The sequence below is a fragment of the Pseudomonas sp. RC4D1 genome (assembly GCF_018390395.1).
Classification (GTDB): domain Bacteria; phylum Pseudomonadota; class Gammaproteobacteria; order Pseudomonadales; family Pseudomonadaceae; genus Aquipseudomonas; species Aquipseudomonas danubii.
Window position 1 is genome coordinate 217153 of the sequence record NZ_JAHBAW010000002.1, and the last position, 24110, is coordinate 241262.

The following is a 24110-nucleotide window of genomic DNA, read 5'->3' on the forward strand; positions in this document are numbered from 1 at the left end:
GATGGTGCCCAACTCCTCGCTACAGCACGCCGTGGGCGAGCTCTACGTCCAGCATCACAACTGGGTAGTGCAACTGCTGCGACGCAAGCTCGGTAACCAGGACCAGGCCATGGACCTGGCACAGGACACCTTCCTGCGGATTCTGCGCAGCGAACAACTGCCGGTATTGCGTGAACCCCGGGCCTATCTGAACACCGTGGCCAGCCGACTGTGCGGCCAGTATTTCCGCCGCCAGGCCCTGGAGCGGGCCTACCTTGAATCCCTGGCGCAGTTGGAACCGCAACACCAGCCCTCACCGGAAACCCGCCTGCTGGTGCTCGAAGCCCTGGACGCCGTGGGTCAGGTGCTGGACGGTCTGGGCCATCGGGTGCGGGACGTGTTTCTGCTGTCCCAGCTCGAAGGCCTGACCTACCCGCAGATTGCCGAGCGCCTGCAGCTCTCGGTCAACGTGGTACAGAAAGCCATGCTCAAGGCCTACCGCCACTGCTATGCGGCGGTGTACCCGGCATGAGCGCCTTTGAGCCCATGGACGATCAGGGCGCGGTGGACCACCGCGTACTGGATCAGGCCCTGGAATGGCTGGTGCTCCTGCAGTCGGGCACCAGCAGCGCCGAGCAACAGGCCGGGTGCCTGGCCTGGCGCCGGGCCGACCCGCAACATGAATTGGCCTGGCAACGCCTGGCCGGACTCGGCCAGGACCTGCGCGACAGCACCCGCAGCCTGCCCGCCGCTCGCACCCGGCAGTTGCTCCAGGCCCGCAGCCACCCTTCGCGGCGCACCTTGCTCAAGGGCGTCGTCGGCCTTGGAGTGGTGGCCGCCAGCAGTTGGAGCGTGCGCGAGCGGCTGCTGTTGCCGCAGTTGTTCAGCGACTACCACACCGCCACCGGCGAACGCCGCCAACTGCAACTGGCGGTCGGCACGGCGCTGCAGCTGGACACCCGCACCACTCTGGATCTTCAGGACCGTGTGCAAGGACCGCAACTACGGCTCAACAGTGGACGCCTGCTGCTGACCCTGGGCAACGCCGCGCCAGTGCGGGTCGTCACCGCCGAAGCCAGGATCCACCTGGCACCGCTGTCGCAGTTGATGGTCAGCGTCGGCTTGCCGGGACACCGCGGCACCCGGGTGCAACTGCTGAGCGGCAGTGCCTCAGTCAGCCTGGGTCAGGGGCCCGGACAGGTCCTGGGCCCGCGCCAGCAGGTGGACATCGAGCAACGCATGAGCCTCGTAACGCCAGTGGCCGCCGCAGCCAGCGCCTGGACTCAGGGCCTGCTGATCGCCGAACGCATGCCATTGGGCGAGGTGATCGCCGAACTCGACCGCTATCGTCCGGGCCTGCTGCGCTGCGCCGCCGAGGTCGCCGGGCTGCGGGTGTCCGGTTCGTTCTCCCTCGACCAGCCGGACGCCAGCCTCGACTTGCTGGCCCGAACCCTGCCCATTCGCATTCAGCGGGTCATGGGCTATTGGGCCTCAGTGACGGCGGCCTGATTTTTTTCCAGGAAGGCGGCAGTTTTTCCAATCTCACGCATCAAGACCAGGGAAGAAGCTGGAAAACAGCTCAGCGCCAACCCTTCCCAACCCATGGACTTTCTTATGCACATCCGCCTCACGCCCCTTGCCGCGGCCCTGCGCCCGTTCCTCATCGGCCTGTCGATCGCCAGCACCAGCCTGCCGCTGCTGGCCGCCGAGGCCAACGCCGAAGTGGCTGACAGCCAGCGCCACGACTACGCAATCGCCCCAGGCAACCTGGATCAGGTACTGGGCGCCTTCGGCCAGCAATCCGGGGCCATGATCGCCGTCGATGCCAGCCTCAGCGCCGGCAAGCACAGCCCAGGCCTGAGCGGCCGCTTCGCCATCGGTGAAGGCCTGCAACGCCTGCTGGCGCCCCTGGGCCTGCAAGCGGTGGCCGAAGGGGCGGGCTATCGAGTGCTCAGGGCCGGCGGCGAACGCGTGGAACTCGGCACCACCACCGTCAGCACCAACCAGTTGGGAACCATCACCGAAGGCTCCGGCTCCTACACCCCCGGCACCATCGCCACCGCCACCCGGTTGGTGCTGACACCCCGGGAAACCCCGCAGTCGATCTCGGTGGTCACCCGCCAGGCCATGGACGATTTCGGCCTCAATTCCATCGACGACGTGATGCGCCATACCCCGGGCATCACCGTGGCCACCTACGACAGTGACCGCACCAGCTACTTCTCTCGCGGCTTTGCCATTCAGAACTTCCAGTACGACGGAATTCCGATCCTGCAGGACGCGCAGTACTCCTCGGGCCACACCCTCACCGACACGGTGATCTACGACCGCGTGGAAATACTCAAGGGCGCCACCGGCCTGCTCACCGGTGCCGGTGGCCCCGGCGGCACCATCAACATGGTGCGCAAGAAACCCACCGCCGAATTCGCCGGGCATATCGACCTGGGGGCCGGTTCCTGGGACAACTACCGCTCGCAGGTCGATGTCAGTGGCCCCCTGACCGACAGCGGCAATGTCCGCGGACGGATGGTCGCCGCCTATCAGGACAAGAAATCCTTCCTTGACCACTACCAGCGCCAGACCAGCGTCTACTACGGCATCCTGGAGTTCGACCTGTCACCGGACACCCTGCTGACCGTCGGCGCCGACTATCAGGACAACGACCCCAAGGGTTCCAGCTGGTCGGGCAGCAGCTCGCTGTACGACTCCAAGGGCAATGCCATCAGCACCTCGCGCTCCTACAACAACGGCGCGAGCTGGAGCCGCTGGTCGCAATACACCCGTACCGCGTTCACCACCCTTGAGCACAGCTTTGCCAACGGCTGGGTGGCCAAGGCCCAGTACAACCACCAGATCAATGGCTACAACGCCCCCTTGGGTTCGTTGATGTCGCCCAATGCCGAGACCGGCATCGCCTCGCTGCTGACCCGCAAGTACACCGGCGAGACCGTCAGCGACAGCGGCGACCTCTACGCCACGGGCCCCTTCGACCTGCTGGGGCGCGAGCATCAGCTGGTGGTCGGGGCCTCGATCTCCAACTCGCACTGGAAAGGCCGGGACTTCACCAGCGCCACCAATCACAACAATTTCTACGACTACTTCAACTGGGACGGGCACAGCCCCAAGCCCGATTGGGGCCGCATCACCAAAAAGAACGACGAGACCACTCGCCAGAGTGCCGGCTACATGACCGCGCGCTTTAGCCTCAACGATGATCTTTCGTTGCTGCTGGGCAGCCGGGTCAACAACTACGAGGTCAGCGGCACCAGCCGGACCAAGGACACCGGCAAGGTCATTCCCTACGCCGGGGTGGTCTACGACCTCGACCAGAACTTCTCCGTCTATGCCAGCTATACCGAGATCTATCTGCCCCAGGACGACTACCGCGACCGCAACGACAAGGTGCTCAAGCCCGACGAAGGCACCAACTACGAGGTGGGCCTCAAGGGCGAGTTCTTCGACGGTCGCCTGAACTCCAGCCTGGCCTACTTCGAGGTGCATGAAGAAAACCGGCCAGTGGATGACCTGGCCTATAACGCCAACCCCACCACCCCCGGGCTGGACTATGCCTCCAAGGGCATCAAGTCCAAGGCCAAGGGTTATGAAGCGGAAATCTCCGGAGAGCTCGCCCCCGGCTGGCAGCTGCAGGCCGGTTACACCCACAAGATCATTCGCGACCAGAGCGGGGCCAAGGTCTCCACCTGGGAACCGGAAGATCAGGTCAACCTCTACACCAGCTACAAACTGACCGGCAGCCTGGACAAGCTGACCCTGGGCAGCGGCGTCCGCTGGCAGGGCACCGGCTGGAAGATACTCAGCAACTACGGCAAGGGCACCGAGGAAAAATTCGCCCAGGACCCTTACTGGCTGGTGGATCTGATGGCCCGCTACCAGATCACCGAGAACGTCTCGGCCACCCTCAACGTCAACAACCTGTTCGACAAGAAGTACTTCACCAACATCGGCTTCTACAACTCGTCTTACTACGGCGACCCGCGGAATGTGATGCTCAGCACTCGCTGGAACTTCTAAAGCAGCCCCCTCGTCGTGGCCCGTCCCACCAGCGGCTGGCCACGACGTCTGTTACCCCTCCCCCCGTAGCATTTTCTAACCTTTGCCGCCGACCGCTGCGCTGAAAATGAGTGCCGTCATCCCGGCACATCTGTTAAAAACGCGCTGTCGTCCGTCCTGTGGTGAAGCCCTGCATGTCCCCATCCCTGTCCCAGCGCCTGCGCCGTCGCTGGTTTGCGCTGCTGTGCCTGGCCACACTGATCGTCGGCCTGCCGGTGAGCTGTGCGGTGCTCGAACACAAGGAGCGCCAACTGGTGTTTCGCATCGAGCCGGGCAACGCCGGCTGGTATCGCGGTCTGCCCAGCACAGTGCAGGAACTGCAACTCACACCGCAAAGCTTCAAGCCCGGGCAGAACATCCACGCCTGGTGGTGGCCGGCCAAACGCGCCGATGCCCCGGCGATCCTCTACCTGCACGGCGTGCGCTGGAACCTCACCGGCCAGTTGTTTCGCATCGAGCAACTGCACGCCCTGGGCTACTCGGTGCTGGCCATCGATTACCGGGGGTTCGGCCAGAGCCATGGCGACCTGCCCTCGGAAAACAGCGTGTATGAAGACGCGCGCGTCGCCTGGGAGCGGCTCAAGGTGCTGCAACCCGATGCCAGCAAACGCCTGATCTACGGCCACTCCCTGGGAGGAGCGGTGGCCATCGACCTGGCTGCCGAACTGGGGCGCAATGCCGCCGCCGAAAAGACCCCGATTGCCGCTCGCGGGCTGATCGTCGAATCCACCTTCACCACCCTGGCCGATGCCGCTGCCGCAGCGACCAAGACCTCGCTGCCGGTACGCTGGCTGCTGTCACAGAAGTTCGACTCCATCGACAAGATCGGCGAGATCGGCATGCCCTTGCTGGTGGTCCACGGCCTCAAAGACGACTACGTACCGCCACGCCTGAGCCAGCAACTGTTCAAGGCCGCCCTGGAGCCGAAGAAACTGCTGCTGGTGCCCGGCGGCACCCACAACAACAGCATGCGCCTGGCGGGCAAGGACTACGGCCAGGCCATCAACGCTCTGCTGCGTGCCAAGCCCAGCCACAAATTCGCCGGCCCGCCCCCCACCGCCGCCCCCACCAGCTGAAGCGGGCATGTGTAGGAGCTGGCTTGCCAGCGAAGAGGCCCGCCAGACTGCCACATTCCCTCACCATGAACCGCGCCAACTGGCCGCTGCGCGGTTCGCCGGCAAGCCGGCTCCTACAGATGTACACCTGCTCATCCGTAGGAGCTGGCTTGCCAGCGAATGGGCCCGCGGCACCTGCAAAAAACCTGTCCCTAGACGTCCCTCACGCAGTCGGCTGAGCCGCCACCATGACCACCACGGTCTTGGCCAGGAACGCCGGAGACTGCTGATTGATCGAATCGGCCAACTCCAGGGCCGCCGCCTTGACCGCAGGCGCCGCTTCGCGCAAGGCACGGACCATCTCCAGGCGCGCGGGCTCGCTGTTGAGCACCCGCGTGAAAAGCGTCTGCGCCCACCTCGGGCTGTGTTCCTGCAAGCCGGGCAGCGCCGCCAGCAACGCCGGCACATACACAGCATCATCGAAATGCTCGGCGGCGTGAATCAGCGAAAACATCACCTCGTCATATTCGGCCTCATCGTCGAGCAACGACAACAGCGGGCCAATGCTGGCCGGGTCGGCCAACTGGGCCACCTCGGCGATGCAGGCGTCGATGCGCCGCGCAAGGTTCTCGCCAGGGTCGTTGAAGGCGTTTTCGAGCTTTAGCAGGGTGTCGGTCAACGCGTCGAATTTCATGGGTACTCGCCAGGGAGCTCGAAGGGAGGGAGGCGCAACGATACGCCATCGACACCATCCGCGAAATCGGCATGCCACTGCGGGTGGTCCATGGCCTGAAGGACGACTACGTACCGCCGCGCCTGAGCCAGCAACTGTTCAAGGCCGCCCTGGAGCCGAAGAAGCTGTTGCTGGTGCCCGGCGGCACCCACAACAACAGCATGCGCCTGGCGGGCAAGGACTACGGCCAGGCGATCAATGCCCTGCTGCGGACCAGGCCGGCGTCCAGCATCGCCGGCCCGGCAGCGGTCAAGGTGCCCACTGGCTGAACCTGCAGACCAGGGCTCCAAGCGCTCGCCAGGCAAGGCCCTGCGTACCGAACGCGGCCCGGCCTTTTCGCAGTTTCGCAGGCTCAGCAGCGGCTACAGGAAACCCTCTGTGTAGCCGCTGCCGCAGGCTGCGCAAGGCACCGAAGGGGCCTCGGCGCCCTCAGGATCGCTGCGAGCCTGCGCCAGCGTCTACAAGGCGCTTTGTCCAGCGCTCACTGCCACGCTCGGCAAGGCCGCTGGCGGACACAACGCGTCGCCAATGGTGCGCAACTTCAGGCAGGTTTCCTGGTACTCACTCGCTGGGTCCGACTCGCCCACAATCCCGCAGCCGGCAAACAGGTGCGCCTGGTTGCCGCGAATCAAGGCCGAGCGCAGGGCCACGGCAAACTCGCCATCACCCTCGGCGTTGAGCCAGCCCACCGGGGCGGCGTACCAGCCACGGTCCAGTTGCTCATGCTCGCGGATGTACTCCAGGGCCTTGGCCCGGGGCAGGCCGCCCACCGCCGGGGTCGGGTGCAGGGCGTCGACCAGTTGCAGCAGGTCCACCTGGGGCCGCAAGCGCCCCAACACCGGGGTCAGCAGGTGCTGGACGTGGGCCAGGCGGTGCAGTTGCGGCTGCGCAGGAATCTCCAGCATGGCGCAATAGGGCTGCAGAGCTTCGCGCAGGGTCTGCACCACCAGGGCGTGCTCGTGGCGATCCTTGGCGCTGTCCATCAGGCCCTGGCCCAGTTCGGCGTCCTGTTGCTCGTGCTGACCGCGGGCGCAGGTGCCGGCCAGGGCCACGGTGCTCAAGGTGCCCCGGGCCACGCGCACCAGACGTTCGGGGGTGGCGCCGAGGAAGCAGCTGTCGCCGCGGCTGAAGGCAAACAGAAAGGCCTGGGGATAGGCCGCCCTGAGGTTGTCCAGCAAGGGGCCGCAGGGAATGCTGCGCGGGGCCCGCAGGCAGACTTCCCGGGCCAGCACCACTTTGCTCAGTTCACCGGCGTTGATCCGGCCGATGGCGCCGGCGACCGTGGCCTGCCACTGCTCGGCGCCCAGGGCGTCGTCGTCCTGCCGGGTGCCCACCGGCACCTGCAGTGACGGTGCATGGGCATAGCGGACCTGCAGCAGGTTCCATTCCGCCGCAAGGCCGGCAGCGCAATGGGCCACATCGGCGCCCGGCTCGATCCACAGGCTGAACAGCCAGTGCTGCTGTTCGCCTTCGCGCAACAACAGAATCCGTGGCAGCACCAGGGAGGTGGCGGCGAACGACTGCCACTGAGTACTGCGCGGCGCCTGGGGATCGAAGGCGAAGCCGCCGCACAGATAAGCCTTGCGCGGGCCGACCTGATGGGCCTGCTCCAGCAGTTGGCGCCAGGCCTGGGTACTGGCGGCAAAGCGCTCGGCGGCCGGCGGGCTGATTTCTTCGGTGCAGCCGAACCCGGCCAGGGCCAGAGCGCCCTGGTCGCTGGACCAGAACAGGCTCTGGCCGAACACCTGGCGGTTGGCGGCAAACAGCCGCAGTGGCTCCAGGCGCTCGGCGGCCAGGCTGAACACCACCAGTACCGCGCGACTCTTGCGCCGAGCCTGGGCCTCGCCTTCGCGCAGGGCCTGGGTCAGCCCGGACAGGCACGACTCATTCATTGCCGACTCCTTGCTCAAGCCCACGCTGAACGCGCCAGTGGCGCACTTGCTGGGCGATGTTCCAGTGGATGATCTGGGCAAACAGCGGCACCACGAACATCGGGTCCAGGCCTGCCTGCTCGGCCCATTGCTGACGCTGCGGGAGCATCGCCGCGACCCGCTCCGGCGCGGCGATGCTGTCCTGGGTCGGCTTGAATTGCGCGGCCGCCTTGACGTAGGCCAGGCGCTGGCCGAGGGCCTGGATGATCTGCTGGTCCAGGGTGTCGATCGCCCAGCGGATGTCTTCCAGGGCGCTGCATTGCTCGGGGGTTTTCATGTTGATGACTACCAAGGGAAAATTCACGGGGTCGAGGGCCAGCACTGCCACGGCTGCTCGCCGTGGCCGGCCAGCAGCCGGGTCAGGTGCCGCAGCACTTCGGCCTGCTGCTCGCGCAGATAGAAGTGAGCACCGGGGAAACTCTGGAAGTCGGTGACCTGGGCGCTGACCTCGGCCCAGGCATAGGCTTCGTCCGCATCGACTTCAGGGTCCTGCCCCCCCAGGCACACGCTCAGGGGCAGGTCCAGGGCGCGGCCGATGTCGCCGCGATAGGACTCGATCAGCCGATAGTCGTTACGCAGTGCCGGCAGGTACAGGTCCCGCAGCGTCGGGTCGTCCAACAGGGACGGCGCACCATCGGACAGGCGCCGTACATCCGCCAGCAACGCCTCGTCCGACCCCAGGTGCAGCTCGCTGTGGCGCTGGCGATGGGGCGCCGGGTGTGCCGACACAATCAGGCGCTGAGGGGCCGAGCCTTGCTGCTGCATGCGCCCCGCCACTTCATAGGCTAGGGCCGCGCCCATGCTGTGGCCGAACAGCACCAGGGGCCGGTCCACCAGGTCCGACAGGGCCCGGGTGATAGTGCCCGCCATCCACTCCAGGCTGCCGGGCCAGGTCTCGTTGAGGCGCTCTTCACGCCCCGGGTACTGCACGCTGATCAACTCGATATCGGCGGGCAACCCCGCCCGCCAGTCATTGAAAAAACTCGCGCTGCCCCCGGCATGGGGCAGGCACACCAGCCGGCAGCGCGGCGGTTGGGGCTGCGGGTAACGGCGCAGCCAGGCACTGGGAGCCTTTCTCACAGCACACCCTCCTCTAGCTCGGCCAGCGGAGTACCGGCGCCCAGGCCCAGGCTGACCCGGGTGTCCGGCAACCACTGACAGACCTGCTCCAGGCAGGCTTGGGCATCCAGCACCTGGGCCGCGTAATGCAGGCCGGGCGGCAACTGCCGCCAATGCAGCGCGCAAAACGCCGCGACGCTGCCGGTCAACCGCGAACCGTCGCCGGCCCGCAACCAGGCACAGGCCTGCTGCGGGCGGCCATCACGCAGGCCGTCGACCTCCACCGCCAGCAGTTGGTACGGCCGCCGTCCGGCGACATCCAGGGCACTGGCCTGGACCAGCGCGGCGATGTTCTGCGGCGTGTTGCGCGCCTCTGGCGCCGAGCCCTGGATACGCTGCAAAGTCGCCGCCAGTTGCCCGCCCTCGAACAGGTTGAAGCCCTGGCCGTGAGGCACTTGCAGGTCACTGAACAAGCGCTGCTGCTCGGTGCTCAGGTAGGGATAGGCCTGTACCCCGGCCACCGGCAGCCAGTCCCGTTGCAGAGGCTGCCGGGCGCTGCCCGTGCTGCGCACCACCTGTCCCTCGCGCCAGCCGCACTGGGCCTGGCCGAAGCCATTGCCCAGGCTCAGCAGGAAGTCCTCGGCGGCCGTGACGGACAGCCGTCCCAGGCCGCCGGCATAGCAGCGCATCTCATCGACTCGCTGGAAAGACTGCGCCAGCAACCGCGGAAACACCCCCGACAGCCCCGGCAGCATGCCCGCCGACAACAGCACCCGGCGCCCTGCGGGCACTTGACCGGCCAGACGCTCGTGCACCGGGTCGTCACCGCCCACATCCAGGTAATCGGCGCCCGCCGCCAGCGCGGCCCGGGCTACCCGATCGAGAATCCGGTAGCTGGGCCCGGCGCAATTGATCACCAGGGTGCAGCCGGCGCAAAAGCTGGCCAGGCTTTGCTCATCCCACAGGTCCAGGGCGCGCACGTCGGCGCACGCCCCCAACTGCTGGTTCAACTGCTCGGCCTGCTGCCGGTCGCGTCCGCCCAGGCGCAGGGCAACCCTGGGTGCCAGCAGTTGCGCCACCTGACGGCCGACGCTGCCATACGCGCCGACCAGACCAATGAGCGCCCCACTCATGCCGCCACCTCGGCGGCGTCGAAGGCCCGGGCCACGGCTTGCACCTGAGGCTGCTGCATGCAACTGAAGTGATCCCCAGGCACATCCACCACCCGCAGTTCGCCCAGGCACAGGGCCTGCCAGTAAGCGCTCATGTCGCGGTGCATGCCCGGCAGTACCTGGACCTCGCCGCTCTGGCGAATGAACAGCAAGTCGCCCTGATACGGCGTGGCCTCATGCAGGGCCACCGCCGCCAGACTGTGACGCAACACCTGCAATTGCTCGCGCAGCCAGTCCAGGTCACTCAACTGCGAACCGGCGTGGCGCATGGCTTCGGCAATCGCCTGCAGGCGCTGCTCGGGGGTCTTCTCTGCCAGGCGCCGCAGACAGGCCAGGGCCGAGGTGCATTGGCCATCGTCGCTCAAGGCCAACAGCGAACCCTGGGGCACCCGTCCTGGGGTCTGGGCCAGGACCCGGGCGATGCTGCGCTCCATGGCCTGCTCGTCCTCGGGATACCCCAGCACCAGCGGATCGGCCTGCATCACCCGGGCGAATACGTACTCGGCCAAGAGGTCGTCCTCGATCATGAACGGCACCCGGTAGCTGCTGATCACGCTCAGCTGCAGCACCTCGATGGAACGCGCCGCCAGGCATGCCGCCAGTTCGGTGGCCAGCAACCCGCCCAGGCAGTAGCCGACGATGCTCACCTGGCGCCGGCCTTCGGCCTGCAGGGTGTCGGCATAGCGCTCGGCCAACCGGCGAATCGCCGTGGCCGGCTCCAGCGCCAGATACCCCGGCACGTCGTTGAGCACCAGCCCTTCCAGGGGCGCGTCTTCCCCCAGGGCAGCGAACAGCGCGCGATACGGCGCCAGGGTACCGCTGCCATCGTGGACGAAGATCCGCGTCGGGCCCTGCACCTTGTCGCTGATGCGCACCAGCGGTGAATCGCCTTGCCCACCCTGCCCGCGCAGGTAGTCGGCCAGGGCCGCCACGGTGGGCTGGTTGATCAACTGCCGCAGCAAGTCGCTCCAGGGCAACTGCCGGGCCTGGGGCAAGGCTTCGCGCAGTCGACCCACCACTTGCGCCACCAGCAACGAGTCGCCGCCCAGCTCGAAGAAGCCCTGCTCGCGGCCCACCGCCGGCACCCGCAACAGGGTCTGCCAGACCTCGGCGATGCTGCGTTCCAGATCGTCCACCGGCGCCGCGCCGCTGTTGACCTGTTGCTCGGGCCCGGCCACGCCGATCCGGGCCAGGGCCTGGCGGTCGACCTTGCCGTTGGCGGTCAGGGGCATCTCATCGAGGATCTGCCAGTCCGCCGGGATCATGTAGTCCGGCAGACGCTGGGCCAGATGGGCACGCAGTGGCTCGGGCTCCAGGGTCTGGCGCTCGCTCTTGAAGCGGGTGATGAACAGGTGCTGACCGATCTGCGACATGGCGTCATCGGCCTTGGGCAGGCACAGCGGGGTTTCGCCCCCGGCCTCCAGCAGCAACTGCTGCCACTGCTCGCGCCGGATGAAGGTGGTGTCCAGTTCCGCACGGAAGTCCTCGAACGCGGTCAGGCCTTCCTTGAACTCCATGGAGGCCATGATCTGGTAAGTGTCGCGGGTGGCCTCGATGAAGATCAGCCAGCCGCCCGGGGCCAGCATCTCCCGTAGCCGCGCCAGCACCCGGCTGGCATGCCGCGAGTTGTGCAGCACGTTGGCGCAGAGAATCACGTCCAGGGAGTTGGCGGCCACGCCCTGGGCCCAGTAGTCCTGGTTGAGGTCGAACAGACCGTAGCTGACCCAGGGATAGGCGGCGAAATGTTCCCGGGCCTCGTTGAGGAAGAACTGCGACAGGTCGGTGAACTGGTAGTCCACCGGCAGGCCGTCCAGGGCCGGGATCAAATCGGCGCTGGTGCCGCCGACCCCGGCGCCGATTTCCAGCAGGCGCAGGCGCTGACCGGCAGGACGCTGGCGGATGATCTCCTGCACCGCGGCGCACACCGCCTGGTTCAGGTACTGGCTGATCAGGTTCTTGCGGTAGGCGCCCTCGGCGGTATCGGTGCGGCCCTCGGGGAACAGCAGGTGCAGCGGGTCCAGCTGATCGCTCATCAGCGCCGGCAGTTGCTCCTGGCTCTCGCGCAGATAACGCAGGACCTCGGCGCCCCAGCCTACGCAAGGCTCCAAGGCTTCGATGCGCTGCCACAGCTGAAGGTATTCCTCGCGCTGCACCCGCAGGTCCGAGTAGCCACCGGACTGCCGGTCATGCTGCACCAGCCCTTCTTGGGCCAGGGCCTGCAACCAGCGCCGGATCAAGCGCTGGTTGCGCGGCGCGACCTCGCTCAAGGCCCACACCTCTTCCAGGGAGTGACGCTGCCCCGCCTGCTGGAACAGCCCGGGACGCTGCAGGGCCAGGCCCATGGACAGCAGCGCGGCGCGCTCGACACAGGCCGACATCTCGCTGACCAGGGCATCGCTCAGGTCACCGCGCACGGCCTGGGCCGCGGCCTGGGTACGCGCCTCCAACTGCTCCGGCCAGGCCAGCGGCATGTCCCGCAAACTGGCCCGCAGGCAGGCCTGCAGCCGCCGTTCGAAGGCCCCTTCGCCAGCGGCCACCACCACCGCGGACTCCACATGGGGATGGCTGAGCAGTGCACTTTCCACCTCCGCCAGCTCGATGCGATGACCGCGCACCTTGACCTGGAAATCCTCGCGACCAAGGAACTCGATCAGGCCATCTTCCAGGTAGCGGCCCAGGTCGCCGGTGCGGTACAGGCGCTCGCCGCTGCGAGGGTGATCGACAAAGCGCTCGGCGGTTTTCTCGGCGTCCCCCAGGTAACCCAGGGCCAGGCCGCTACCGGCGATGTACAGCTCGCCGGCCACCCCTTGAGGACGGTCGCGGCCCTGCTCGTCGAGGACCATGAAGCGCTGGTTGGCCAGGGGCGCGCCGTAGGGAATGCTGCGCCACTGCGGATCGACCTGGGTGATCGGATAGTAGATCGACCAGATGGCCGCTTCCGTGGCCCCCCCGAGGCTGATCAGCCGCAACTGCGGCAACAGCTGGGCAGCCTCCGCCGGCAGGTTCAGGGGAATCCAGTCCCCCGACAGCAGCGCCAGGCGCAGGGTTCCGGGGGCCATGGACGGCACCGCCTGCAGGTAGTGGGTGAGCATCTGCAATTGCGCCGGCACCGAGTTCCACAGCGTGACCCCATGCTCCCGGGCACACGCCGCCCAGTGCGAAGGATCGGCGCGGCGTTGCGGGTCGGGCAGCACCAGGGCGCCGCCCACGGCCAGCAGGCCGAAGAGGTCATACACCGACAGGTCGAAGCCCAGGCTGGCCAGGGCCAGGACCCGATCCTCGGCGCCGATGGCAAAGCGCTGGTTGATGTCGACGATGGTATTGAGCGCCGCCTGATGGCTGATCATCACGCCCTTGGGCACCCCGGTGGAGCCGGAGGTATAGATCACGTAGGCCAGCTGCTGCGGATCGATGTCCAGCACCGGCAACGGAGCTTGCGCCGCCAGCGGGCCCTGATCGACCTGGATCACCTGGGTCACCCGCGCCGGCCAGCACAACTCATCGCTCAACCAGGACTGACTGAGCACCCGGCCAACCTCGGCGTTATCCAGGATCAACTGGCGCCGGGCCTCGGGCTGGTTGGTGTCCAGGGGCAGATAGGCCGCCCCGGCTCGCAGAATGCCCAGCACCGCGATCACCTGCTCCAGGCCCTTGTCCATGCACACCGCGACCCGCTCTCCCGGCTGGCAGCCGGCGTTCAGCAGGGCCTCGGCCACGGCTTCGGCGCGTCCGGCCAGCTCGCCGTAGCTCAGTTGCCCAGCACCCTGGATCAAGGCCACACGCTGGGGCGCAGCAGCTGCCTGACGCCAGAACGGCTCATGCAACCCGCCGGCGGGCAACGGCGCCGCTGTCTGGTTCACCAGCTCGCGTTGCAGGCGCTGGGCCGCCGGCAATTCCAGGCAATTGTCCAGGGTCCAGGCCGAGGGTTCCCGGGCCAGGCGCTTGAGCAGCCGTTCAAAGGTATCGAACAAGTCGTCGAGCAGCGCCTCGCTGAATACCCCTTCGCGAATGTCCCAGTTGATCGCCAGGCCGTTGTCCCGTTCGCTGACCTGGCAATCGATCAGCACCTGGGGCGTCTGGCTGATGCCGAACACCAGCTCGGCCCCTGGCATGAAGGCCCCGCCGCCGCTTTCGCCACCTGCGCCCAGGGTGCTGGTGAAGGCGTACGGCATCAGCGCCGCATCCTGGCCCTTGCGCCGCGCCAGCTCGCGCAGCACTTCGATGCCCGAGCACAGGCGATGGTCCATGTCCTGCCACAGCCGTTCCTGCAACTGCTGGCTGCGCTGGCCGAAACTGCCCCCTTGCAGGGTCTGCACTTCCAGCAGTTCCACCGAGCTGAAATCCCCCACCAAGCGGTCGACCTGAGGGTGCAGGGACAGGCGATTGAGCAGGGTCAGGCTCAGGCAGAAGTGTCCGCGCCGACTCCAGCGGCCCAGGGTTTCGGCATAGGCCGAGAGAATCGCCGCCGACACGCCGACCCCGGCGGCGGCCGCATTCAGGCGCAGGGCGTTGCAGTCCCGCGCTTCCAGGCTCATGGCCCGGCGCTGGAAGCGTGGCCCGGTGGGTGCCCCCAGCAACGGCAACTCCGGTGCCCCCGGCAGGCTGTCGACCCGCGCCCACCAGTAGTCACGGTCGCGCTGGTAGCGCGGTTGCTCGCGCAGGCGCCGCTCGCCCAGCACGTAGTCGCGGAAGCTGATCTGCGCCGGGGCCGGCAGGGCCTCACCGCGGTACAGCTGCTGCAACTCGGCCAGCAGCATGCGCACGCTCTGGTAGTCGCACACCAGCAGGTCCACCGACAGGTGCAGGCGCGAGGTGTCGCGGCCCTGGCTCACGCACAATTCGATCAAGGGCCATTGCTGAGGCGTGGCGCGGCGCAGTTCCATGCGCTCGCGCAGGGCCTGCAAGGCACTGCCGTCGTCCTGGCTCAGGTCGTGGTTCGCAATGGCGTAATGGGGCACCTGGGGCAGGATGCGCTGGTAGCCCTCCTCCAGCACCACGGCGCGGAGCATCTCGTGACGGGCGATCAGCTGGTTCCAGGCCTGTTCCAGACGCAGCGGGTCGAGGTCCTGCTGGGCGAACTCCAGATAACCGTGACAGGCCACGCCGCCAAAGCTGAAGGCCGTGGTGCGGCCCAGCAGATAGGCCGCCTGCACATCGGTCAGCGGGAAGGGTTCTTCCCGGGCCGGCAGGTCGGCCTCCAGGGTCGGCATCTGCGCCGCCTGCAGCTGTTGCAGCAGCGCGTCCTTGTGTTGCCGAAGTTGCTGCAGGCGTGCGTCGTCCATGACCCCGGCCGGGGCCCGATAACGCAGGCGGCCCTGTTCTTCCCAGAGCTCCACGCCCAGTTGTTGCAGATCCTGTTGCAGTTGCTGCAGCGTCATAACACGCCCTCCACCATTGCGTTCTGAGTGACGGGCCGCTGTTCCCGGCGCGAGGCGAGCAACTGCCCCTGCAGGGCCACGGTGGCCGCGTTGAAAAAGTCCTTGAGCGACAGTTCCAGCTGGAACTGCCGAGCGATGCGTTCGATCAAGCGGGCGGCCAGCAGGCTGTTGCCACCCAGGGCGAAAAAGCCCTGGTGCCGGCCCACCTGTGGCACCTCCAGCAACTCCTGCCAAAGGGCGGCCACGGCCTCTTCCCACTCCCCTTGAGGAGGCTCGGCGCTGTGCGGCGCGATGCCGCGTCGCTGCTCCTGCAGCAGCCACAGCAAGGCCGCACGATCGACCTTGCCGTTGCTGCTCAGCGGCAGCTCGGCCAGGGTCAGCCAGCTGTCCGGGAGCATGTGTTCGGGCAGCCATTGGCCCAGCCACTGCCGCAGGGCCTGGGTCGAGGGCAGCGGCTCATGGGCCACCAGCACCACCGCCAGTTGCGGCTCGCTGCCGGGCAGCACCAGGCTCAGGGCACGGCTGATGGCCGGGTGGCGCTCCAGGGCCAGGTCGATTTCCGCCAGTTCGATGCGAAAGCCGCGGACCTTGACCTGATGGTCCAGGCGTCCGAGGAACTCCAGGGTGCCGTCGGCCCAGTAACGTCCCTGGTCGCCGGTGCGGTACCAGCGCCCGCCGTCATGCTCGACAAAGCGCTGGGCACTCAGGCTGGGCAGGCCGCGATAGCCCGCGGCAACCCCGGCGCCGCCGATCCACAGCTCGCCGGGCACCCAGTCCGGGCAATCCCGGCCCTGGCTGTCCACCACCCGGAAGCACTGGTTGTCCAGGGGCCGGCCATAGGGGATCGAACGCCAGTGCCCGGGCACCGCGTCCACGTCCTGGCAGTTCGACCAGATCGCCGCCTCGGTGGCGCCGCCCAGGGCCACGAACTGCAGGTCACGCCCCGCCGCCTCTCGCAAACGGCGTGGCAGGTCGAGGCCGACCCAGTCCCCGGAAACCATGGCCAGGCGCAACGCCGCCAGGCCGCCAGCGTCCCTTACCTGCAAGGTCAGCATGTCCAGCAGCGCCGGCACCGAGTTCCACAGAGTGACCCGCTGTTCGCGGATCAGGCGCAGCCATTCCTGAGGCTCCTTGCGCAAAGCGTCGGCCGGCAGTACCAGGGCGCCACCGACACTCAAGAGGCCGAACAGGTCGTACACCGACAGGTCGAAATCCAGGGCCGAGACGCCCAGCATCCGATCCTCGGCGCTGACCCGATAACGCCGGTTGAGCGCCTCGATGGTGTTCATCGCCGCCTGGTGCGACAGCTCCACCCCCTTGGGTTCACCGGTGGTGCCAGAGGTGAAGATCACATACGCCAGAGCATCGGCCGCAAGCGGCAAAGGCTGCGCCAGGGCGGCTGCCGGGCGCGCCTGGGCCAGGGTCACCACCCGCAGTGCGGCCAGCCAGATGCCGCCGTCGCGGTGAGCCGTGTCGGTGAGTACCACACGCACCCCGGCACGCTGATAGATCATGTCGCGTCGGGCCGGCGGCTGCTCGATGCCCACCGGCACGTAGACCGCACCAGCGGCGAGAATCCCCAGCACCGCGATCACTTGTTCGCGGCCCTTGGGCAGGGTGATCGCCACCGCCTCGCCGGGTTGCACGCCCCACTCCACCAGGGCGCCCGCCAGTTGCAGGGCTTGCCGGGCCAGCTCGGCATAACTCAACTGGCCCTGGTCGCAGATCAGCGCCAGCCGCTCGGGATGGGCCTGGGCCTGTTGGAAGAAGCCCTGGTGCAACAGCTGGGCCGGGGTCGCGTGCCGGCAGTCGTTGACCGCGCTGCGCACCCGCTGCTGGTCGGCCGGCAGGGGCAACGGCGCCACCTGTTGCCAGTCATGCTCGCAAAGCCACAGCAGCAGATTGCGATAGGCCTCGAACATCTGCTCCAGCAGGCCCTCGGGGAACAGCCCCTGCACCGCGTCCCAGTTCAGCAGCAGGCCGTCGGCCATGGGGTAGCTCTGGTGATCCAGCCACACCTGGGGCGTCTGCGACAGCGCCCAGCCAGGCTCGCCCAGTTGCTGGCGGCAGGTGTCATCGACAAAGGCCGGGCCCAGGTTGCAGGCAAACACCACCGGCGCCCCCTGACCGCCACCCTGACGCAGGCGCGCACGCTCGCGCAGCACCTCGACCCCGGGCCAGGCGCTGTGGGCGATATCCCGGTGCAACTGAGCCTGCAGCGCCAGGGCCTGCTGGCAGAAATCCAGGGGCTGGCGCTGATCCACTTCCAGCAGCACCAGATTGGAGAAGTCCGCCAGCAGGTGGGGCACGCAAGGGTGCAATTCCTGACGGTTGAACAGCGGCACGTTGAGCAGGAAATGCTGACTGGCACTCCAGCGCCCCAGCACCTGGGCATAGGCGCAGGCCAGCACGCTGGCCAGGGTCAGGCCGTGCTGCCGGCCCTTGTGCTCCAGGGCCTGCAACTGGGCTGTATCCAGGCGCATGGCCAGACGCTGGAAGCGTGGCCTACCCAGTTGCTGCGGCTCCCGGGCCAGGGGCAATTGCGGGCCGTCGGGCAACTCCTCCAGGCGCGGCAGCCAGTAGTCCCGGGCCGCCGCCAGTTGCGGCGCCCGGGCCGCCTGCTCGGCTTTCAGGTAGTGGGCAAAGTCCCACTCCAGCACCGGCAGTTGCTGTTCGAGACCGGCATGGATCAGGGCCAGATCCCGCAGCAGGATGCCAATGCTCAGGACATCCGCCACCAGCAGGTCGATGTTCAGGTGCAGACGGCTACGGCCTTCGGGCAGCAGGCTCAGTTGCACATCGAAGACTTCCCCGCTGCTGACCTCCAGGCAGCGGTGCGACAGTTGCTCACGGATCTGCTCAAGGGCCTCGGCGACGCCCACACGGGGCGCCTGGCGCAGGTCGTGGACGGTCAGCCCGGGCCAGGGGCTGTGGGGCAGGATGCGCTGGCAGGTTTCATTGATGAAACAGGCCCGCAGCATCGGGTGGCGCTGGCACAGGCGGCGCACGGCCTGCTCCAAGCGCTGGGGTTCCAGGCCCTGGCCATCCAGTTCCTGATACAGGTGGCAACCCACGCCCCCCAGGGGCATGCCCGGATCGCGACCGAACCAGTAGGCCTGCTGCAACGGAGTCAGGGCAAAATCGCCGCTCTCCGGGGCGCTGGGAGGGGCGCTGGCCACAGCCTGCAGACGCGGCGCCGCAAGGCCGCGACGGGCCTCGATCAGCGCCCACCAGGCGTCCAGGGTCGGCTGCTGGATGAGTTCGGCAAAACTCAGGGTCACGCCCTCGGCGGCCAGCAACGCCGGCAGGCGCATGATGCTCACCGAATCGAGACCCTGCTCGATCAGCGAAACATCCGCCTCAAGCTCCTCGGGCGCGTAGTCGAGCAGCCGGGCTATGCCCGCGCAGAGGCCTTGGGGTGAATGACTCAGGCCGGCGTGCGCTGGATGAGCGCGTGCCAGTGCTGGGTTATCAGTCATGGTGGACGGTCCTATGGGGTACGGAAGGGGTAGGTCGCAAGCGCCAGCGATTGATCGCCTCGCGCTCGTGGAACAGTTCGCGATAACGGCCGGTAGCCGCCATCAGTTGGGCATGGGTGCCGCGCTGGCCCAGGCGGCCCTGGTCCAACAGGAGGATCTGCGCGGCGTGGGGGGCCAGGGTCGGCTTGTGGGTCACCAGCAGCACCGTGTGCTTGCGCGCCAGTTGCAGCAGGCTGCGGTTGACCCGCGCCTCGCTGATGGCGTCCAGGGCGGCGGTGGGTTCATCCAGCAGGATCAGCGTGGCGTCCTTGAGCATGACCCGGGCCAGGGCCAGGCACTGGCGTTCGCCACCGGAAAGGCTGACGCCGCCCTCGCCCACCCGGGTCTGCCAGCCCTGGGGCAGGCGCTGGGCCAGGCGATCAAGGCCGGTGGCGTGGGCCGCGCTCATCAGTTGCGCCTCACTGGCCTCGGGGCGGCCCAGGCGCAGGTTGTCCAGCAGGCTGGCGGCCAGCGGCGGACAGTCCTGGAACATCAGGGCAATGTCCTGGTCGCGCTGCCGGGCCGAGAGCTGGCGCAGGTCCACGCCCCCCAGGAGGATGGCGCCGCTGCTGACATCGCAAAAGCGCGCCAGCAAGCGCAACAGGCTCGACTTGCCGGAGCCCGAGGCCCCCACCAGCAGGTTCAGGGAGCCCGGTTCCAGCTCGAAGCTGATGTCCTGCAGCAGCGCTCGGCCCTGGCGCACCAGCCCCAGCTCCCGCACCTCGACCCGTTGCCCCTGCGGCGTCTGGGGCTCGCTCGGCTCCGGCAGGGGCGGCAGGTTCAGCAACTGGCACAGGCTGTCCACGCCGTGGCGGGTCTGGCGCAAAGTGGTGCCCAGGTTGACCAGGGCGCCCATGGGCTCCACCAGGCAAGTGGCGAGCACCGCCAGGGCCAGGTACTGCACGGCCCCCAGGCTGCCACCGAGGACCGCGTAGAGCCCGCACAGCAACACGGCGGTGTAGCCGGCCTGGAGCACCACCACCAGCCCCAGGGCCGCCGGAAAAGTGCGCCAATGGGCCCGGCGCTGGGCCTGACGCTGTTGCTGCAAAGCCTCGCCCAGCAGGCTGAAGCCTTCACCGTTGCGCCCGCTGGAGCGCAGCAGCGGCTGCTGCCGCAGGAACTCCAGGACCCGCGCCGCCGCTTCGCCGGCCGCCGCTTCGCTGAGGCGCTCGGCCTGCCCGCCCCAACGCACGCCCCAGTGATAGAACAACAGCAACAGGGGCACACTGGCCAAGGCAGCCAGGGCCATGGAGCGGTCGTAGAAAAACAGCGCCAGCAGCAACGCCAGGGGTGTGAGCAAGGCGTTGGCCATGGGCTGCAGCAGGTGCGCCGGGGCACTCATGATCTGCGCCACGGTGTGGGTCACCAGACGGTTGAGTTCGGCGCCGCGCCGCTCGACGAACCACTCCAGGGGCAGGCGCGCCAACTGCTGGCCGATGCGCAGGTTCAGCGACTGCGCGGCCGCAGCACCGGCCCTGTAGCCGGCCAGCTGGGCATGGCGGCGCAACCCCAGGCACAGCCCGGCGAACCCGGTAAAAGCCCCAGCCCAGATCCAGGGCGCCTTGCCCGACGCGGCGTCGAAGACCCCGGCAAACGCCATGGGCAGCAAGGCCAGCGCCAGGCCCTGGGCCAAGGCACTGGCCGCCATGGCCAGCAGCGCCCGGCGCAGCAGGCCGGCTTCCTTGGGCTGCAAGCTGCGTAACAGGGCAGCGATCATGACAGCGCCCTCGTCAACGGGGCCGCGCCAAACTGCTCCGCCGCCCACAGCCCGGCATACACCCCCTGCTGATCCAGCAGGGCCTGGTGCCGACCGCACTCGCGCAATTGCCCGCCCTGGAGCACGGCGATCTGGTCGGCGTCCTGAATGCTGCTCAAGCGATGGGCGATCACCAGCACCGTGCGCCCCGCCGCCAACCGCGACAGCGCCTGCTGGATCGCCGCTTCCGATTGCGGATCGCTGGCCGCGGTGGCCTCGTCGAGCACCAGGATCGGTGCCTGGCTGAGCATGGCCCGGGCAATGCCCAGGCGCTGGACCTCGCCGCCGGACAACTGCACGCCGCTCCCCAGCAGGGTGTGATAACCCTCGGGCAAGGCGCAGATGCGTTCGTGGATCTGCGCGGCCCGAGCCGCCTCTTCGACCTCTGCGAGGCTGGCCTCGGGGCGCCCCAGGCGCAGGTTATCGAGGACGCTGGCGCGCAGCAGACGCACCTCTTGAAAGACAAAGGCCACCTGGCGATACAGGGTCGCGCTGTCCATGTCCCGCAGGTCGACACCGCCGATGCGGATCGCCCCGGCGCTGACATCGGCAAAGCGCGCAAGCAGGGTGGCCAGGGTGGATTTGCCGGCCCCGGAATCCCCCACCAGGGCGGTCAGGGTGCCGGGCTGCAGGCACAGATCGATGCCCCGCAGCACCTGAGTGCCGTCGGGGTAGCTGAAGTTCACGGAATCGAAGGTCACCAGGGCGCCTTCGGGCTCTCGGGAGAACGCCGGCTGCGCCAGCACCGGCGTGCTCAGCACCGCGCTGATGCGCTGCGCCGCCGCCCGGCCCTGGACCAGGGAATCGGCGCCATGCCCCAGGGCCGCCACCGGCGCCGCCAGGGCCGGGCCCAGCAAGGCAAACGCCAGCAACTGCGCCGGCTGCAGCCCGCCGCCGGCAATCAGCGCCACCCCGCCCACCAGCACCAGGGCCAGCACCAGCAGAGGCGAAAGCAGCACTTCGACACTGGTCCCCAGGCCGGCCCAGCGCTCGACCCACTGGGAGAAGAAACGGCCGAAATCCTCTACGGCCTTGAAAAAGTCGTCCTGCACCCGCTCCACCCGGCCAAAGGATTTGACCATGGCAATGCTCTGCACAAAGTTCAGGGTCGCCGTCGACAGCGCGCCCATGGCCGCGCCCAAGCGCTGGCGCTCGGCGTGGTACGCCGGGGTACGCATCACCCGCAGGCGCCACAGCGCAACCAGCGGCGGCGCCAGCACCACCAGGGTCATGGGCAGGCTCACGGTCAGCAGGTAGATCAGGCTGGCCAAGGGCACCACCAGGGCCGCCACCAGATTGTTGGGCAGGTGCGCCACCAATTGATGCAGGGCGCCGACATCCTCCAGCAACACCCGCTCGGCGGTTTGTCGCTGCCCATCCAGCCAGGCCAGGGGCACCCGCGCCAGATGGGCAGCGATGCGCTGGCGCAGATGGCGCTGCAGGTCACTGTCGGCCAGATGGGTAATTTGCAACCCCGCCGCCAGCCCCAACAGACGCAGGAGCAAGGCCCCGCCCCCGGCCAGCAGCCAGAAGCCCGCGCGGTCCACGTCCAGCTCACCCGCCAGCAGCAACGGCGCCAGTTCGGCCACGGCGATCAGCGGCAGCAGGCCCACCAGCGCCGCCAGCACCTGCAGCAGCATCGCCGCCAGCAGACGCCCGCGCACCGGTTGCAACAGTTCAGTCAATCCTGGTTGTTCAGCCACGGGCATCAGTTCCCACCCGGGTTTGGGCCTCAGCACCGAAGTACAAGGCCTGAATGGCCTCACGCAGGTGCTTGCGGCTGACCTTGCCGACCCCGGTCTGGGGAAAGGCCGGGATGAACTCGAAGCGATCCGGCAACTTGAAGGCCGCCAGGCCCTGGGCCCGCAGATGGCGCAGCAGTTCCACAGCCCGGGGCGCCTGGCCACGGGCAATGACGAAGGCGCAGGTGCGCTCGCCGAGGAAGGCATCGGGCATCGCCACCAGGGCGATGTCGGCCACCGCCGGATGGCTCAGCAACAGGTTCTCCACTTCTTCGGCGGCGATCTTTTCGCCGCCGCGGTTGATCAGGTCCTTGTCCCGCCCTTCCACCATCAGGTAGCCGTCGGCGGTGAGCTGCACCCGGTCACCGGTGCGATAGAAGCCGTCGGCGGTGAAGGCCTGGGCGTTGTGCTCGGGATAGCGGTAATAGCCGCGGATGGTGTAGGGGCCACGGGTCAGCAACTGGCCCACCTGCCCCACCGGGACGGGCTGGTCCTGCTCGTCCACCACGCGGATTTCGTCCGCCGGCGACAGGGGCCGGCCCTGGGTGTGCAGCACCCGCTGGGGCGGGTCTTGCGGGTCGGTGTAGCAGATCAGCCCTTCGGCCATGCCGAACACTTGCTGCAGGCGGCAACCGAGCACCGGTTCGATACGCCGCGCGGCCTCGAAACTGAGCTTGGCCCCGCCCACCTGCAGCAGCTGCAACGACGAAAGACCCCGTCCGCGAGCCTGGGCCGCCTCCATCCAGACCAGGGCCAGGGGCGGCACCAGGGCGGTATGGGTCACGGCTTCGCGCTCGATCAGTTCGAAACAGACCTCCGGGCTTGGCGAGTGGCCGAGCACCACGCGCCCGCCGACCGACAAGGTGCCCATGAACCCAGGGCAGCACATGGGAAAGTTGTGGGCCATGGGCAGCACCGCCAGGTACACGCTGGCACTGGACAAACCGCAGCGCTCGACGCTGGCCCGCAGGTTGTAGAGGTATTCGTTGTGCCGACGCGGAATCAGCTTGGGAATCCCGGTGGAGCCACCGGACAACTGGAAGCAGGCCACGGCATCGGCACTCGGCACCGGGAAAGCCGGCGACGGGGCCGGGTCATACAGGCCATCAAGGGCGGTGAATTCCTCGGCCTCGCCGGCCACTATCACCCACTCCAGGTGCGGATGACCGGCCTTGAGATCCCGGGCCATGGCCCGGTAATCGAAGCCGGCGTCACAGTCGGTGCACAGATAGGCCCGGGCCTGGGCGAATTCGCAGAAACGACCGATCTCCAGATGCCGGTGCGCCGGCAAAGCGAAGATCGGCCGCACGCCGAGGCGGTACAGGGCAAAGCAGGTTTCGACGAAAGCGCTGCGATTGGGCAATTGCAGGACCACATTGTCCCCGGCCCGCAAGCCCAGGCGGTACAGGCCGGCGGCCAGTTGATCGACCCGCAGGTCCAACTGCCGATAGCTCAGGCGCTGTTCGCCATCGGTCAGCGCCTCGCGCTCGGCAAAAGCCTGGGCCGCCACCCGCAGCAGGTCGCCAAAGGTTTCCTCGCGCCAGTAACCGGCCTGGCGATAGCGCTGGGCAAATGCCTCGGGCCAAGAGGGGCAATCCTGCAGATCATCGAAAGTGGACATGCTGTCTCCTGAGTTTTTTGACGCAAAAAGCGGCCCCGGACCTGAGGTGCCAGGCCCTTGGAATGAACGGAAAAATGTCGTCAGCGCGGAAGGAA

15 protein-coding genes are annotated in these 24110 nt (G+C 67.8%); 5 read left to right on the forward strand and 10 right to left on the reverse strand.

Features of this window, described 5'->3' with window-relative positions; all coding sequences use genetic code 11:
* The first annotated feature begins 1 nt into the window (after position 1).
* The 4 genes from KHO49_RS16895 to KHO49_RS16910 all read left to right on the forward strand — a co-directional run bounded on the left by KHO49_RS16895 (position 2) and on the right by KHO49_RS16910 (position 5126).
* The gene (locus KHO49_RS16895; protein WP_102880219.1) at positions 2-511 is read left to right on the forward strand and encodes a sigma-70 family RNA polymerase sigma factor; all 510 of its coding nucleotides are present in this window, start codon (positions 2-4) and stop codon (positions 509-511) included.
* Positions 508-1488, forward strand: coding sequence for a DUF4880 domain-containing protein (locus KHO49_RS16900; RefSeq protein ID WP_213665406.1), 981 nt, complete (start codon positions 508-510; stop codon positions 1486-1488). The genes KHO49_RS16895 and KHO49_RS16900 overlap by 4 nt, the downstream gene beginning before the upstream one ends.
* A gap of 105 nt (positions 1489-1593) precedes the next feature.
* A complete protein-coding gene (locus KHO49_RS16905) occupies positions 1594-4011 on the forward strand; it encodes a TonB-dependent siderophore receptor (RefSeq protein ID WP_170004672.1) in 2418 nt (805 codons plus the stop codon).
* A 173-nt stretch (positions 4012-4184) separates the two neighbouring features.
* Positions 4185-5126, forward strand: coding sequence for an alpha/beta hydrolase (locus KHO49_RS16910; RefSeq protein ID WP_213665407.1), 942 nt, complete (start codon positions 4185-4187; stop codon positions 5124-5126).
* A 202-nt stretch (positions 5127-5328) separates the two neighbouring features.
* On the opposite strand, the gene KHO49_RS16915 is transcribed toward KHO49_RS16910, so the two are convergent.
* Positions 5329-5799: an Imm30 family immunity protein gene (locus tag KHO49_RS16915; protein WP_213665408.1), complete on the reverse strand. Its 471-nt coding sequence runs from the start codon at positions 5797-5799 to the stop codon at positions 5329-5331.
* 71 nt (positions 5800-5870) lie between these two features.
* Between KHO49_RS16915 and KHO49_RS16920 the strand changes: the two genes are divergently transcribed.
* Complete coding sequence (locus tag KHO49_RS16920; RefSeq protein ID WP_372859291.1) at positions 5871-6107, forward strand: alpha/beta hydrolase family protein; 237 nt, start codon at positions 5871-5873, stop codon at positions 6105-6107.
* A 189-nt stretch (positions 6108-6296) separates the two neighbouring features.
* Here KHO49_RS16920 and KHO49_RS16925 read toward each other — a convergent pair whose 3' ends face one another.
* The 9 genes from KHO49_RS16925 to KHO49_RS16965 are packed head-to-tail and all read right to left on the reverse strand — an operon-like array spanning position 6297 to position 24015.
* Positions 6297-7730, reverse strand: a complete 1434-nt coding sequence (locus tag KHO49_RS16925) for an isochorismate synthase (protein ID WP_213665409.1) — start codon at positions 7728-7730, stop codon at positions 6297-6299.
* Positions 7723-8046, reverse strand: a complete 324-nt coding sequence (locus KHO49_RS16930) for an isochorismate lyase (RefSeq protein ID WP_102863566.1) — start codon at positions 8044-8046, stop codon at positions 7723-7725. Before KHO49_RS16930 ends, KHO49_RS16925 begins: the two co-directional genes overlap by 8 nt.
* Before the next feature lie 23 nt (positions 8047-8069).
* Positions 8070-8849 (reverse strand): thioesterase II family protein, encoded by a 780-nt coding sequence (locus KHO49_RS16935; RefSeq protein WP_102880212.1) that lies wholly within the window; start codon positions 8847-8849, stop codon positions 8070-8072.
* A complete protein-coding gene (locus KHO49_RS16940) occupies positions 8846-9961 on the reverse strand; it encodes a saccharopine dehydrogenase NADP-binding domain-containing protein (protein ID WP_249735666.1) in 1116 nt (371 codons plus the stop codon). The genes KHO49_RS16935 and KHO49_RS16940 overlap by 4 nt, the downstream gene beginning before the upstream one ends.
* Positions 9958-15378, reverse strand: a complete 5421-nt coding sequence (locus KHO49_RS16945; protein ID WP_213665410.1) for a non-ribosomal peptide synthetase — start codon at positions 15376-15378, stop codon at positions 9958-9960. The genes KHO49_RS16940 and KHO49_RS16945 overlap by 4 nt, the downstream gene beginning before the upstream one ends.
* Complete coding sequence (locus tag KHO49_RS16950) at positions 15375-18857, reverse strand: non-ribosomal peptide synthetase (protein WP_213665411.1); 3483 nt, start codon at positions 18855-18857, stop codon at positions 15375-15377. Before KHO49_RS16950 ends, KHO49_RS16945 begins: the two co-directional genes overlap by 4 nt.
* Positions 18850-20613, reverse strand: coding sequence for an ABC transporter ATP-binding protein (locus tag KHO49_RS16955; RefSeq protein WP_213665412.1), 1764 nt, complete (start codon positions 20611-20613; stop codon positions 18850-18852). The genes KHO49_RS16950 and KHO49_RS16955 overlap by 8 nt, the downstream gene beginning before the upstream one ends.
* On the reverse strand, positions 20610-22361 hold the full coding sequence (locus tag KHO49_RS16960) for an ABC transporter ATP-binding protein (protein WP_249735667.1): 1752 nt from the start codon (positions 22359-22361) through the stop codon (positions 20610-20612). The genes KHO49_RS16955 and KHO49_RS16960 overlap by 4 nt, the downstream gene beginning before the upstream one ends.
* Entirely contained in the window at positions 22348-24015 is a 1668-nt protein-coding gene (locus KHO49_RS16965; RefSeq protein WP_213665413.1) for a (2,3-dihydroxybenzoyl)adenylate synthase, read from the reverse strand. Before KHO49_RS16965 ends, KHO49_RS16960 begins: the two co-directional genes overlap by 14 nt.
* Positions 24016-24110: the final 95 nt, after the last annotated feature.

Excerpts from the sequence above, each read along its gene's own strand:
- KHO49_RS16945 (WP_213665410.1), bottom strand. The coding sequence starts at position 15,378 with ATGACGCTGCAGCAACTGCAACAGGATCTGCAACAACTGGGCGTGGAG.
- KHO49_RS16900 (WP_213665406.1), top strand. The coding sequence starts at position 508 with ATGAGCGCCTTTGAGCCCATGGACGATCAGGGCGCGGTGGACCACCGC.
- KHO49_RS16940 (WP_249735666.1), bottom strand. The coding sequence starts at position 9,961 with ATGAGTGGGGCGCTCATTGGTCTGGTCGGCGCGTATGGCAGCGTCGGC.
- KHO49_RS16920 (WP_372859291.1), top strand. The coding sequence starts at position 5,871 with ATGCCACTGCGGGTGGTCCATGGCCTGAAGGACGACTACGTACCGCCG.
- KHO49_RS16955 (WP_213665412.1), bottom strand. The coding sequence starts at position 20,613 with ATGATCGCTGCCCTGTTACGCAGCTTGCAGCCCAAGGAAGCCGGCCTG.
- KHO49_RS16950 (WP_213665411.1), bottom strand. The coding sequence starts at position 18,857 with ATGACTGATAACCCAGCACTGGCACGCGCTCATCCAGCGCACGCCGGC.
- KHO49_RS16965 (WP_213665413.1), bottom strand. The coding sequence starts at position 24,015 with ATGTCCACTTTCGATGATCTGCAGGATTGCCCCTCTTGGCCCGAGGCA.
- KHO49_RS16960 (WP_249735667.1), bottom strand. The coding sequence starts at position 22,361 with ATGCCCGTGGCTGAACAACCAGGATTGACTGAACTGTTGCAACCGGTG.
- KHO49_RS16915 (WP_213665408.1), bottom strand. The coding sequence starts at position 5,799 with ATGAAATTCGACGCGTTGACCGACACCCTGCTAAAGCTCGAAAACGCC.
- KHO49_RS16905 (WP_170004672.1), top strand. The coding sequence starts at position 1,594 with ATGCACATCCGCCTCACGCCCCTTGCCGCGGCCCTGCGCCCGTTCCTC.
- KHO49_RS16930 (WP_102863566.1), bottom strand. The coding sequence starts at position 8,046 with ATGAAAACCCCCGAGCAATGCAGCGCCCTGGAAGACATCCGCTGGGCG.
- KHO49_RS16925 (WP_213665409.1), bottom strand. The coding sequence starts at position 7,730 with ATGAATGAGTCGTGCCTGTCCGGGCTGACCCAGGCCCTGCGCGAAGGC.
- KHO49_RS16895 (WP_102880219.1), top strand. The coding sequence starts at position 2 with ATGGTGCCCAACTCCTCGCTACAGCACGCCGTGGGCGAGCTCTACGTC.
- KHO49_RS16910 (WP_213665407.1), top strand. The coding sequence starts at position 4,185 with ATGTCCCCATCCCTGTCCCAGCGCCTGCGCCGTCGCTGGTTTGCGCTG.